At 69.6% G+C, this 12,113-nt stretch carries 10 protein-coding genes and 3 pseudogenes; 5 read left to right on the top strand and 8 right to left on the bottom strand.

Going from position 1 to position 12,113, the window contains the following annotated elements:
- Nucleotides 1–9 precede the first annotated feature (9 nt).
- From OG507_RS28895 to OG507_RS28885, 3 genes are all read left to right on the top strand, one after another.
- On the top strand, nt 10–423 hold the full coding sequence (locus tag OG507_RS28895) for a roadblock/LC7 domain-containing protein (protein ID WP_030125847.1): 414 nt from the start codon (nt 10–12) through the stop codon (nt 421–423).
- An 89-nt stretch (nt 424–512) separates the two neighbouring features.
- Complete coding sequence (locus OG507_RS28890; RefSeq protein WP_327370066.1) at nt 513–1,133, top strand: DUF742 domain-containing protein; 621 nt, start codon at nt 513–515, stop codon at nt 1,131–1,133.
- Nucleotides 1,114–1,695 (top strand): GTP-binding protein, encoded by a 582-nt coding sequence (locus OG507_RS28885; RefSeq protein WP_014048542.1) that lies wholly within the window; start codon nt 1,114–1,116, stop codon nt 1,693–1,695. The genes OG507_RS28890 and OG507_RS28885 overlap by 20 nt, the downstream gene beginning before the upstream one ends.
- Before the next feature lie 86 nt (nt 1,696–1,781).
- Here the strand turns inward: OG507_RS28885 and OG507_RS28880 are convergent, their stop codons facing one another.
- From OG507_RS28880 to OG507_RS28860, 8 genes and pseudogenes are all read right to left on the bottom strand, one after another.
- Nucleotides 1,782–1,985: an acyl-CoA carboxylase subunit epsilon gene (locus OG507_RS28880; protein ID WP_327370065.1), complete on the bottom strand. Its 204-nt coding sequence runs from the start codon at nt 1,983–1,985 to the stop codon at nt 1,782–1,784.
- A 64-nt stretch (nt 1,986–2,049) separates the two neighbouring features.
- A complete protein-coding gene (locus tag OG507_RS28875) occupies nt 2,050–3,633 on the bottom strand; it encodes an acyl-CoA carboxylase subunit beta (RefSeq protein ID WP_327370064.1) in 1,584 nt (527 codons plus the stop codon).
- Between the two features lie 282 nt (nt 3,634–3,915).
- Nucleotides 3,916–4,302, bottom strand: a complete 387-nt coding sequence (locus tag OG507_RS40475; RefSeq protein ID WP_442811118.1) for a polysaccharide lyase beta-sandwich domain-containing protein — start codon at nt 4,300–4,302, stop codon at nt 3,916–3,918.
- A gap of 45 nt (nt 4,303–4,347) precedes the next feature.
- Nucleotides 4,348–5,612 (bottom strand): annotated as a pseudogene (locus tag OG507_RS40470) (polysaccharide lyase 8 family protein); the annotation flags it as partial.
- A gap of 122 nt (nt 5,613–5,734) precedes the next feature.
- Nucleotides 5,735–5,971: pseudogene (locus OG507_RS40465) on the bottom strand (lyase); the annotation flags it as partial.
- On the bottom strand, nt 5,968–6,297 hold the full coding sequence (locus OG507_RS40460) for a hypothetical protein (protein ID WP_442811037.1): 330 nt from the start codon (nt 6,295–6,297) through the stop codon (nt 5,968–5,970). The pseudogene OG507_RS40465 and the gene OG507_RS40460, both read right to left, overlap by 4 nt.
- A 92-nt stretch (nt 6,298–6,389) precedes the next feature.
- Complete coding sequence (locus tag OG507_RS28865; RefSeq protein WP_327370063.1) at nt 6,390–10,262, bottom strand: endo-alpha-N-acetylgalactosaminidase family protein; 3,873 nt, start codon at nt 10,260–10,262, stop codon at nt 6,390–6,392.
- Between the two features lie 32 nt (nt 10,263–10,294).
- A pseudogene (locus OG507_RS28860) lies at nt 10,295–10,818 on the bottom strand (ATP-binding protein).
- A 111-nt stretch (nt 10,819–10,929) separates the two neighbouring features.
- Here OG507_RS28860 and OG507_RS28855 point away from each other — a divergent pair.
- Both OG507_RS28855 and OG507_RS28850 read left to right on the top strand, forming a co-directional pair.
- Nucleotides 10,930–11,760 carry a helix-turn-helix domain-containing protein gene (locus OG507_RS28855; RefSeq protein WP_327370062.1) on the top strand — a complete coding sequence of 277 codons (831 nt, stop codon included), beginning with the start codon at nt 10,930–10,932 and terminating at the stop codon, nt 11,758–11,760.
- Nucleotides 11,757–12,020: a DUF397 domain-containing protein gene (locus tag OG507_RS28850; protein ID WP_327370061.1), complete on the top strand. Its 264-nt coding sequence runs from the start codon at nt 11,757–11,759 to the stop codon at nt 12,018–12,020. Before OG507_RS28855 ends, OG507_RS28850 begins: the two co-directional genes overlap by 4 nt.
- The last annotated feature ends 93 nt before the right edge of the window (nt 12,021–12,113 follow it).

The raw sequence follows: 12,113 nt of genomic DNA, 5'->3' as shown, positions 1-12,113 counted from the left end.
GTGAGCCCGATGAGCCAGGCGGCGCAGAATCTGAACTGGTTGATCACCAACTTCGTGGACAACACCCCCGGGGTGTCGCACACGGTGGTGGTCTCCGCCGACGGACTCCTGCTGGCCATGTCCGAAGGATTTCCGCGCGACCGCGCGGACCAGCTGGCGGCCGTCGCCTCCGGTCTGACCTCCCTGACCGCGGGTGCCTCGCGGATCTTCGAGGGCGGTGCCGTGAATCAGACGGTTGTGGAGATGGAGCGCGGATTCCTCTTCCTGATGTCCATCTCCGATGGATCTTCCTTGGCTGTCCTCGCACATCCGGACGCCGATATCGGTCTGGTCGGGTACGAAATGGCCCTTCTTGTCGACCGCGCGGGCAGCGTCCTCACCCCGGACCTCCGTGCCGAACTTCAGGGAAGTCTTCTTAACTAGTAGACAGACAGTGCGTTTCGCGCCACCGAGTCATAAGGTGCGGTGGCGCGGACCCACTGGGATCGGGACCGGCAGGCGGAGGAGGAATCGTGGCAACACCCCCAGGCGGGCACCAGTACAACGGTGGTCAGAACGTGCCGGGTGAACACGGGGACAATCGTTTCGACTTCCCCTCCACACCCAGCAGACAGGGCACACAGCAGCCCTATCAGCCCTACTCGCAGCCGCAGCAGCCGCGGAGCGCCCAGCAGGATTCGGGGTGGCCCCCGCAGCGGCCGCAGCGGCCGCACCGCTACGACTCCCCCCAGCCGCCACGCATTCAGCCCGTACAGCCGAGGCGGGCTCCCGAGCCGGCAGCCCCGGCCGTGCACAATCCGCTGGTCCGTCCGTACGCCATGACCGGCGGCCGGACCCGACCGCGCTACCAACTCGCCATTGAGGCGTTGGTCAGTACCACGGCCGATCCTTCCCGGCTGCAAGGGCAGTTGCCCGAGCACCAGCGGATCTGCCGGCTGTGCTTCGAGATCAAGTCGGTCGCCGAGATTTCGGCACTGCTCTCGATCCCGCTCGGCGTTGCCCGGATCCTCGTAGCCGACCTGGCAGAGGCCGGACTCGTCGCTATCCATCAGCCCGGCGGCGACGAGTCCGCCGGCGGCCAGCCAGATGTGACACTGCTCGAAAGGGTGCTCAGTGGACTTCGCAAGCTCTAGCGGCGGAGCAGCCCGCTCCACTACCTCCGCGAAGATCGTGGTGGCAGGGGGCTTCGGCGTGGGTAAGACCACGTTCGTCGGTGCCGTTTCGGAGATCAATCCGCTGCGCACCGAAGCCGTGATGACGTCCGCGTCCGCGGGCATCGACGATCTGACGCACACCGGGGACAAGACCACCACGACGGTGGCCATGGACTTCGGCCGTATCACCCTGGACCAGGACCTGATCCTGTACCTCTTCGGTACGCCCGGACAGGACCGCTTCTGGTTCATGTGGGACGACCTCGTCCGCGGCGCCATCGGCGCCGTCGTCCTCGTCGACACCCGCCGCCTCGCCGACTGCTTCCCCGCAGTCGACTACTTCGAGAACAGCGGACTCCCCTTCGTCATCGCCCTCAACGGCTTCGACGGACACCAGCCCTACACCCCCGACGAGGTCCGCGAGGCCCTCCAGATCGGGCCGGACACGCCGATCCTCACGACGGACGCGCGACACCGTGCGGATGCGAAGAGCGCGCTGATCACTCTGGTGGAGCACGCGCTGATGGCTCGACTGCGGTAGGGCCCGTCGCCCCGGCAGACATGCGGAAGGCCCCGCACTCCTTCGGGAGTGCGGGGCCTTTCTGCTCACGTCATGAGGGGTGGAGCTCAGCCCTGCCAGGAGTGCGGGGCGCGGAAGCCCGGGGTGCGCTCCAGGCGGCGCCATCCGGCAGTGCCGCTGCGGCGGTGGGCGGGGGAATCTGCGGGCTGGGCGGCGGCGCGGGCGAGCAGGACCGCGGTTATGGCGGCCAGCTCCTCGGGGTCGGCAAGACCCTTCTCGACACGCAGCACGGACTCGGCGGCAGTGCTCATGGGCGGTTTCTCCGTCTTCTCGGCAGGTCTTCGCGGGCTCGGGCAGGACTACTGCGGCCGCGGACTACTGCGGGGGGTTGCCGTGCTTGCGCGACGGCAGGTCGGCGTGCTTGGACCGGAGCATGGCCAGCGAGGCGATCAGCACCTCGCGGGTCTCGGCAGGGTCGATGACGTCGTCGACCAGGCCGCGCTCGGCGGCGTAGTACGGATGCATCAGTTCGGCCTTGTATTCCTTGACCATGCGGGTCCGCATGGCCTCCGGGTCCTCGGCGTCGGCGATCTGCCGACGGAAGATGACGTTGGCGGCACCTTCGGCGCCCATCACCGCGATCTCGTTGGTCGGCCAGGCGTACGTGAGGTCCGCACCGATGGACTGGCTGTCCATCACGATGTACGCACCGCCGTAGGCCTTGCGCAGGATCAGCGAGATCCTCGGAACGGTGGCGTTGCAGTACGCGTAGAGCAGCTTCGCACCGTGCCGAATGATTCCACCGTGCTCCTGATCCACCCCGGGCAGAAAGCCGGGTACGTCCAGAAGAGTGATGATGGGAATGTTGAATGCATCACACATCTGGACGAAACGGGCCGCCTTCTCCGACGCCTCGATGTCCAGGACACCGGCGAGGGACTGCGGCTGGTTGGCGACGATGCCGACGACCTGACCGTCCAGCCGGGCCAGCGCGCAGATGATGTTGCGGGCCCAGCGCTCGTGGATCTCCAGGTAGTCACCCTCGTCGACGAGCTCCTCGATGACCTTGTGCATGTCGTACGGGCGGTTGCCGTCGGCCGGCACCAGGTCCAGCAGGACGTCGCCGCGCCGGTCGGCCGGGTCTTCGCTCGCCACGGTGGGCGGGTTCTCCCGGTTGTTGGACGGCAGCATCCCGATCAGGTAGCGGACCTCGGCGATGCAGGTCTCCTCGTCGTCGTACGCGAAGTGCGCGACGCCCGAGGTCTCGGCGTGCACATCGGCGCCGCCGAGGCCGTTCTGGCTGATCTCCTCACCGGTGACCGCCTTCACGACGTCCGGTCCTGTGATGAACATCTGGGAGGTCTCGCGGACCATGAACACGAAGTCGGTGAGCGCCGGGGAGTAGGCCGCGCCGCCCGCGCACGGGCCGAGCATCACGCTGATCTGCGGGATGACACCGGAGGCCCGGGTGTTGCGCTGGAAGATCCCGCCGTATCCGGCGAGCGCGCTGACGCCCTCCTGGATACGGGCGCCCGCGCCGTCGTTCAGCGAGACCAGCGGAGCACCGGCCGAGATGGCCATGTCCATGATCTTGTGGATCTTGGTGGCGTGGGCCTCGCCCAGCGCGCCGCCGAAGATCCGGAAGTCGTGTGCGTAGACGAAGACCGTGCGGCCGTCGACCGCGCCCCAGCCGGTGATGACACCGTCGGTGTACGGCTTCTTCTCCTCCAGGCCGAATCCGGTCGCCCGGTGCCGGCGGAGCTGCTCGACCTCGTGGAACGAACCCGGGTCGACCAGCAGCTCGATGCGCTCACGCGCCGTCAGCTTGCCCTTGGCGTGCTGCGCCTCGGTCGCACGGTCACTCGGTCCGCGCCGGGCCTGCTCGCGCAGTGCCAGCAGTTCGGCCACACGGCCACGGGTGTCGCTCGGCTCGCCCGGGGTTTCGTCCACAACGGTCATGTACCGACCCTACGAAGCCGGGCAAGTAAATCCTGCCGTCGACTCCGTACAGTCTCCTGACCTGTTTCCTGGTGGAGCCTGACAGAACCTCGGGGGCATGCAGGCGAAGTACCAGCCGTCACGGGTCGGTCTTTGTGCGGGTTCGACAAAGGGTCACTGTGGTCTGCCCCACATACGTGTCAGCCTCGGAGTGTGGTCCGGTCGGGGGCTTCGGGGCGGGCGCACGGCGGAGGAGCCCGGCGAGAATACCCCGGCCCCTCCCCGCGCCCGCCCGCCCGTCGTTCAGCGGACCTCACATCGCAGGGTGCGTCCCTGCGTTCCCGGTGCGGCCCTCAGCACGAGCCGTCGTCCGGTGGCGCGTACCTCGATCCCCGGGTCCGCCGAGACGACCTCCCGGACCGGCCGCTCCCACACCACGTCCACCGGCGCACCGCTCCGGTCGGGCCCGCTGACGCACCCCGTCGCCGAGCGCCGCCCCTCGCGTACGAGCACGCTCGCCGCGGCCGTGACGGAGAGCGGACCGGCCGCACCCGGCTGCCAGAAGTTGGCCGCGGTCAGCCCCAGCGGGCGGACGGCGACCGCCTGCGCGGCGGAGGTGTTGGCGAGCACGGTCAGCCAGTGCCGGTCGGCGGCGCGGGCGGCGACGGTGCGGCGGGAGGCGCCGGGCATCAGCAGATAGACGTAACCGGCGTCGGCCGGGTCCGTGCCGTGATCCAGCCAGAGGGTCTGGTAGCGGCGGGTCCGGCGCTCGGTGGAGCTGGTGGTGTTGATGTCGGACCAGGCGCCGGTGCGGTCCTCGCGCAGGGTGCGCAGGTCGGCGCCGCCGGGGAGGACCCAGCCGCCGTGACCCGCGAGGTGGGCCCAGCGGGGGGCGGTGCGGTCCTCGACGGTGAGCGGGGCCGTGCCGTCCTCGCCGAGCATGCGGTTGTCGATGACCGTCTCGACGGGGACCTTGTCGGTGCTGGTGATTCCGGCGCCGAGGCAGATGACCGTATCGGCGACGCAGAACCAGGACTTGCGGGCCTCCAGGGTCGAGCCGAGGCCCTTGAGGTGCTGGCCCACCGCGGCGTACTCGCCGTCGTGGCGCCGCCCACCCACTGCACCGCGGGCTTGGGCGCGCCCCATTCGCCGCCCGCCCGGTCGGCGAGCCGCCGGGTGGACACGGTCGTGCCGGGCAGACGGTAGGGGTCGACGGTCGGCCAGAACCAGTCGGTGTACTGGTCGTTCTCCTTCTCGCCCGGCCACCAGTAGAGCATTCCGGCCCCGGTGTGCCAGCCGCGCGGGTTCTCGCCGTTGCCGCATTCGTAGTGCGAGATCCGCTCCGAGGCCATGGAGATGCCGGCGGCCCAGTCCGGCCGCCGGTGCACGGCGCGGGCCATCTCGGCGAAGAGGTGGTGGCCGACCCGCTCGGGCGCGGCCGGTACGGCGGCGTCCCGGGCCGCGTGCAGCCGGGCCAGGTCCGCGATGCCGAACTGGCGGGCGGTCAGGATCGGGCTGGTGCGGTCACGGGCGATCCAGCCCTTGATCATGCCGTGCCACCGGTCGCGCTCGGCCGCCGAGGCGCCCGCGGCGAGGAGGGCGATCCCGGCGATGACGCCCTGCCCGTGGAAGTGGTCGCCGCGCATCACCTGGAGATCGTCGTTCTTCAGGTAACCGCGGCTGATGGCACGGCCGTTGACGCTGTCCATGATCAGGCCGTTGTAGACCAGCGGCGCATACGTGCGCTCGACGCTGTCCAGGATGATCTGCCGGTTCGGGTCGGTGACGGCCCAGGTCGATCCGGCGAGCAGTGCGAAGAGGCGGCCGAGGCCGTCGAGCATGACCTGGCCGTACGTACCGGAGTAGGCGACGGTGGTGTGCTGGATGAACGACCCGTCCGCGTAGAGGCCGTCCCCCTCGGTGACGTACGGGAAGACGGGGGACAGCGCGTCCCTGGCCAGTGCGATCTTCGCGGGCGCCCGGCCGAGGACGCCGCGCATCGCGACGGAGCGGCACAGTTCCCCAAGCTCTCAACTCCGTTCGAGCAGGGGAGACCCCATCCACGGTTGGCGCCGGTGGAGGTGCCGCTGTAGTCGCGGAGCACGGCGTCGGGGATGAAGTGGTCGACGGCGGCGCAGGCGGCCTCGGCATGGGCCGGGCCCAGCTGCTCGTACAGGACGGACGTGATGTCCATGAGGATGCGCGGGCTGCCGATCTGCCACTCCCACCAGTTGCCGTACGGGGTGACGGAGGCGTGGTAGGCCGTCGCGGCGAGGTGGTCGTAGCCGCGGACGATGTCGGCGAGGAGGGCGGCGTCGCCGGTCGATCCGGTGCCCGGCTGGGCGTAGGCCTGGGTCATCGTCCACAGGCGGCTGTAGCTCTGGGTGTGCCGGACGGCGGGTTGTACGGGAAGCCGGGCCACAGTGAGTCGGCGGCCGGGCTCATCGCGGCCCGGAACTCGCGGGCGAGCGCGCCGGTCTGGGCGAGGCGGGAGGCGTAGGGCTCGGCGGCCGCGTCGAATCCGGTGCCGAGCGCGATCTCGACCCAGCGCAGGCGGAGGGTGTCGAACTCGTCGGCCTCGGCGGCGTCCGCGGCTGTCGCGGAAGCGGGGAGGGAGAGCGCCAGGGCGGTGGCGGTCGAGACGGCGAGCAGGGTACGGCGTGACCATACGGGCGGGTTCGGCATGTGCGGCTCCGGATTCGTCGGGGGGGAAGGCCATCTCATGCAAGGTGCGGGACGGGCGCCCACCGGGCGCGCCCGTCCCGCATCGAACACTCTCAACTACCGCAGTGGAAGCGCGCGTCACCCCAGTCCGCGTGGTCGTTGCCATTGCCGTCGCCGCCGTCGCCGACGACCAGTTCGACGTACTTGGCGCCGGTGACGTCCGCCGTGAGCGACCATGCGCTGTCGGCCGCCTTCAGCACCGGGGACTTCACCTTCTCGGTGCCGTCGGCCGTGACACTGAACTGCACGCTGCCGCGCGAGGCCTGTACGTCGTCCACACCCACCTCGGCGGTGAAGGAGGTGCACCTGCCGCCCAGGTAGTAGCGGATCTTCGCCGGGGCATGGCTGCCGAGGCCCTTGGTGTAGGCGGTGCCGCCGATCTTCAGCGGGGTGCCGTCGCCGCTGCCCTGCTCGCCGTTGGAGAGGTCCCGCTCCACCGGTCCCCAGCCGTTCTCGAAGGCCGTCCAGTCGAGGTCACTGGCCCAGCTGTCCGTGGTGGGCGGCGGGGGCAGGGTCCGCACCGAGGTCTGCGCGCCGAGCGTGCGCCGTGCGCCGCCCACCGTGTACGTCGCCTCCGAACTCAGGCTGTACGTCTGGTACTTGGCGTCGACCGGTGGGGTGACCTGCCAGCTGCCGGTGACCTCGGCGCCTGCCGCGACCGAGTCGAAGACGATGGCGCCGACGGGCTCCGCCTGCCAGCCCTCGGGGACGGTCAGGCTCAGCGCGACACCGGTCGCCGCGGTGGCCTCGTAGTTGGTGAACGAAGCCCTGACCATGTTGGCCGTGCCCGGTTCCAGGGTCTCGGCGGCCGGGTCGATGCCGAGCGTGCCGCAGGCGGCCTGCTCGGAGGCGGGGGCCGGGCCGAGGTCGGTCACGGTGAACGCGTCGAGGACGAAGTCGGCGCCGTCGGGTGCGTCGCCGCGCTTGCGCAGCCCGGTCCAGGTGTCGCCGCAGCCCGCGGTGACGGTCTCGGTGAAGTGGCCGGTGGTGCGTTGCTGTCCGACGGGGGTGGTCCGGGTCTCGACCGGGTCGGGCTCGCCCTCGGCGGTGATCCGGTCGTAGCCGTCGACCCACTCGTAGGCTCCGGCGTGGCTGGACTGGTAGTCGTACTCCACCTTGTAGCGGTGGCCGTCGGTCATCGGCACGGTCCAGGGGGCGGTGCGGTAGACGAGTCCGCTGTTCTCCTCGTGGGCCTTGAGGGACTCCCTGCCGCCGACCACGTCGTCGACGAGCTTTCCGTTCCAGCCGGCCTGGGTGTAGGGGGCGTGCAGCTGGGAGATGACGGTCCGGGGGTCGGTGGAGCCGCCCGCGTCGCCCTTGAGGAAGGGGCCCCAGCCCTGGTCGACGTCCTCGAAGTCCTCGTACACGACCGTGTTCTTCTCGGTGGCCGGGGCGTTGGCGACGATCCGTACGTCGTCGGCCCGGACGCTCGCCGTGCTGCCCCTGGCCGCCTCGATACGGAGGGTGGCGCGACCGCTCGCGGGGGCGGTGAAGTTCACCTTGGCGCGCTGGAAGTACGTACCGTGCCAGTCGGAAGCGGCGACGTGGTCCTCGGCGGTGGAGCGGTCCACGGCGACGGACTTCCCGCCGATCGAGAGCGTCGTGCGGCGGGTCTTTCCGGGCTGGACCTCGATGAGCGCGGAGGCGCTGTAGCGCTTGCCGGGCGTGAGGCCGTCGATGTTCTGCGAGAGTGCGGCCGTGCCCGCGCCGGAGAGGCGGGCGCTGTTGCGGCCCTGGCCGTCGGTGTCACGGGCGACGGTGCCGGCCTTCGACCAGGCGTCGAGCCCGTTGTCGTTGAAGCCCGGGTCGTCGACCGGGGTGCCCTCGCCCCAGGCGGGGTCGGCGGCCTGCGGCGCGTGGTCCGGGTAGAGGACGTACGGCTGTCCGGCGGTGGCCGTCAGCGTGATCCTCCCGTCGACGGGCCGGACCGTGCCGGTCTTGACCCGTCCGTTGTCGGTGAGCTTGTAGACGGTGTACGTCCTCGTGGACGGCACCGCCCAGCTGCTCGTGCCGCCGGACTCGCTGTAGTGATACAGCTTCTTGCCGCCGTCCCACGGCAGCAGGTAGTCGGTGCCGCTCAGGACCTTGCGGCCGTGGTCGTAGAAGGTCCGCCTGCCGTCCTCGACCGTGCCCCGGAGACCGCCGGTGAGGGTGATGTCATTGCCGTCCCAGCGGGTGATCTTCTGCTGCTGGAGGTACTTGGCGGGCAGGTCGCGCTGCCAGATGTTGTCGTAGAAGGCGTTCCAGTCGGTCTCGCCGGTCCAGCCCTCGAACTCGTCGATAGCGGTCTGGCCGAGGACCGGATCGTTGTTCCAGACGTCCTTCTCGTCGTTGCGGATGAACCGGATGATCTTCGAGTTGAGGCCCTTGTTGGTGGCGCCGCCGTAGTCGAGGTCATTGGCCCAGTGCGACCAGAGCGAGCCGCGCTCGAACTTGTCGGCCCATTCGGTGGCGACGTTCCAGCCCTGCTTCTGCACGGACCGGAGGGTCTTGTCGGCGATCCAGCCGTGCGTGTAGTACACGTCGATGTACAGCAGGCTGAGGTTGTGGTCCGTCTCGTCGCGCAGCTGCTGGAAGCGCTCGGCGAGGTCGCGGCTGTTGATGTCGCGGCGCTGGTCGATGTAGTAGCTCTGGCCGAGCCAGTTCCAGCCGGGCTTCGTCTTGTCGACGAGCTGCTCGTCGAAGGCCTTGGCCTCCGGGTACGCCTCGGTGGCATTGACGTGGACGCCAAAGGTGGCGCCCCACTTCTTGCCGTCCTTGAGGAGTTCGTTGAGGTCCTTCAGCCCGCCTGCGCGCTTGTTGTAGTCGCCGCCGTAGTCGGGGTGGGCGGAGTCGTGGCCCTCGGAGGCGTATCCCTTGAGGAGCGCCATCTGCCCGAGACCGTCGGTCGACAGCGAGATCCGCTTGACGTCGTCCAGGGTGCGCAGGAAGGGGTGGGTGGCCTGGCTGGCGAAGTTGAACGGGATGTGGGTGATGACCCGGTCCGGGGTGTCCTCGCTGCCGGGCGCGGTGATGCCGATGGTGCGGAAGGCGACGGCGCCGTCCTGCCAGTCGACGGTTTTGTCGCCGTTGGCGTCGGGGGTGACGACGACCTTCGCCCAGGGGAGGTCCGCCCCGCTCTCCGGCTTCGGCGCTCCGTCGCCGCGATAGGTCCACTGCCCGGACCAGACACCGACCCGGACGCTGCCGTCCTCGGCCTTGCGGGCCTGGTGCCAGAACCGGGCGTCGTCGCCGCCGGTGGCGCCGGAGGGCTTGTCGTACGAGGAGTTGGACTCGACGGCCGCGGCGAGAGAGCCGGTGTTCACAATGGCGTACGAGGCACCGACCGGCGCCGTGTCGGCGGCGGTGTCCGGGGTGACCTGGGCGAAGACATCGGCGGTCTTCGTCGAGTCGTTGTCCAGCCGGGTGAAGGCGGTGGCTGCGCCGGTGTCCGCGGAGCCGACGGAGACCAGGTCGTGGCCGGGGATGTCGATGGTGCCGACGCGGAACGCCTCGGTGTCACGGACGGCCGTCACCTTGAAGGTGGTGGCGCGGCCGGACACGGAGAGCGAGGCGTCGATCTCGATGCCGGGCAGATCGGCGAAGGTCAGCGTGTAGCGGGCGGCCGAGGCGGTGACCTCGGGGGCGCCCTTGAGCTGCACGGCGTGCGCGGTGCCGTTCAGGGTGACGGTGGTGACCGGCCGCGTACTGCCGAGCAGCTGATCGCCACTGGCCCTGTCGGTGTACGCCAGAACGCGCGGGAAGTCGTCGGCGACGGCGACCGAGAGCTGCGCGGACCGGATGACGGAGGCGTCCGCGGGTACGGCCGACTCGACCGCAGCGGGTGAGGGGGCGGCGGCTGTGGCGGGGAGCGCGGTCCCCACCAGCGCCAGGACGGCGGCTGAGGCGGCGGCGACAGCGCCCGCCGAAGTGAATCTTCGCGACATGTGCCCTGCGTAGTCCCCCTGTCCGGACACCGTCAACGACGTACGGCTCCTGGGGACGCTCCAGTCCAACAACCGTGTTGCGTAAGTCCAAGTGGGGGCTGTCCGTCCACGCGGGGATCGTCCGGCTCCGAGGACGGGGCCGGCCCGCGCACCGCGAATTCGCACCACACCACCTTGCCGGGGTTCCGCTCCCCCACCCCCACTTGTCGGCGAGCGCCGCCACCAGCAGCAGCCCGCGCCCGCCCTCCGCGTCGGGCGCCGCGCCCGCATCGGCGGCGCGCACCTGCCCGTCGCCACTGTCGTGGACCTCGACCCGCAGGACGCCGTCGGCCGGGTCCAGGTAGAGGTGGATACGGAAGCCGCGACCGGGCGGGACGCCGTGCCGCAGGGCGTTGGTGGCGAGTTCGCTCACGCAGAGCAGCACGTCGTCGGCACGGGCGTCGCACGCCCAGTCGACGAGTGCCTCACGCACGAACTGCCGTACGAGCGGGACGGACCGGCGTTCCCTGCGGTGGAACGCCTCGCGGAAATGGGGGAGTTGAATTGGCTCGTTCACACAGTCAAGGTCACACAACGTCACTACCGTTGATCAGCGCGTCGGGTCGTACAACGCAGTTGTACGGCTTCTGACGGGTCATCCGGGGGTTACGACGGGGAGAGGCATTTCATGCACTCGGCGAAGAGGAACAAGCGGATCACGTCATGGCACCTGATCGGCGCCCAGTTGGCGACGTTCCGCAAGGCGGCCCGGATGACGCAGGCGGCGCTGGCCGATCAGTGCTGCGTGGGCGAGGACACGATCGCGTCGATCGAACAGGGACGCAGGCCGCTGCAGGTGGACTTCGCGGCTCAGCTCGACGAACTGCTCGACACGAAGGGGGTGTTACAGGTCGCAGTGTCGAAGGTGCCGAAGGTGCCGAAGAAGGAGCGGTTCCCTGCGTTCGTGCAGGACTTTGTGGACTACGAGCAGGAGGCTGTGACGCTGCTCTCGTACCAGAGCCAGGTGGTGCCGGGGCTGCTCCAGACCGAGGAATACGCCCGATTCCTCTTCTCCTGCCTCTATCCGCCCCTCGAAGAGGACGAGCAGGAGGAGTGGGTGGCAGGCCGACTCGATCGGCAGAAGCTCCTCGAACGCAAGCCGCGCCCGATGCTCCACTTCGTGCTGGAGGAGAGCATTCTGCGCAGCGGCATCGGGGATGCCGCCATGCTGCGGGAGCAGATCCGATATCTGCGCCGATGCATGGAACTCCCCTTCCTGGGACTCCAGATCATGCCAATGGAACTGCCGAAGCACGCCGGGCTCGCGGGGCCCATGGTGCTGCTGGAGACCCCCGATCACGACCACTTTGCCTATGTAGAGGGGCAGTTGACCAGCTACTTGCATGAAGATCCAGATGACGTCAGCGTGCTCCAACAGAAATATGGGATGCTGCGTTCGCAGGCGCTTTCCGTCGAGAAGAGCGCGCGCCTACTGGACGACCTGCTTGGAGAGACATGACCCGCGCAGCACACCCGGCTCCCCGCTCCGCCTCCCTCGACTGGTTCAAGTCCAGCTACAGCAGCAGCCAGGGCGGCGACTGCCTCGAAGTCGCCTACGACTGGCGCAAGTCCAGCTACAGCAGCGACCAGGGCGGCGACTGCGTCGAGGTGTCCGCACACCCCGCCGCCGTGCACATCCGCGACTCCAAGGCCACCGACGGCCCCGTCCTCACCGTGCCTCCCGCCGCCTGGACCGCCTTCCTCGACGCGACGGTCTGAGGACCGACGCGGTCCGCACGGGGCCTTCCCGCTGTTCCGCTTCTGCCCGCTGCGACCGTACGCAGCACGTTCTTGGATCCTGTTCGGCAACAG

The organism is Streptomyces sp. NBC_01217, assembly GCF_035994185.1.
Classification (GTDB): Bacteria; Actinomycetota; Actinomycetes; order Streptomycetales; family Streptomycetaceae; genus Streptomyces.
Note: the sequence above shows the minus strand (reverse complement) of the source record. Positions and strands in the feature narration are given on the sequence as shown.

What these genes read in the sequence shown, in the direction of transcription:
- OG507_RS28855 (WP_327370062.1), top strand. Translation starts at nt 10,930, where the DNA reads ATGCACTCGGCGAAGAGGAACAAGCGGATCACGTCATGGCACCTGATC.
- OG507_RS28875 (WP_327370064.1), bottom strand. Translation starts at nt 3,633, where the DNA reads ATGACCGTTGTGGACGAAACCCCGGGCGAGCCGAGCGACACCCGTGGC.
- OG507_RS28895 (WP_030125847.1), top strand. Translation starts at nt 10, where the DNA reads ATGAGCCAGGCGGCGCAGAATCTGAACTGGTTGATCACCAACTTCGTG.
- OG507_RS28865 (WP_327370063.1), bottom strand. Translation starts at nt 10,262, where the DNA reads ATGTCGCGAAGATTCACTTCGGCGGGCGCTGTCGCCGCCGCCTCAGCC.
- OG507_RS28850 (WP_327370061.1), top strand. Translation starts at nt 11,757, where the DNA reads ATGACCCGCGCAGCACACCCGGCTCCCCGCTCCGCCTCCCTCGACTGG.
- OG507_RS40460 (WP_442811037.1), bottom strand. Translation starts at nt 6,297, where the DNA reads ATGCCGAACCCGCCCGTATGGTCACGCCGTACCCTGCTCGCCGTCTCG.
- OG507_RS28880 (WP_327370065.1), bottom strand. Translation starts at nt 1,985, where the DNA reads ATGAGCACTGCCGCCGAGTCCGTGCTGCGTGTCGAGAAGGGTCTTGCC.
- OG507_RS40475 (WP_442811118.1), bottom strand. Translation starts at nt 4,302, where the DNA reads ATGCCCGGCGCCTCCCGCCGCACCGTCGCCGCCCGCGCCGCCGACCGG.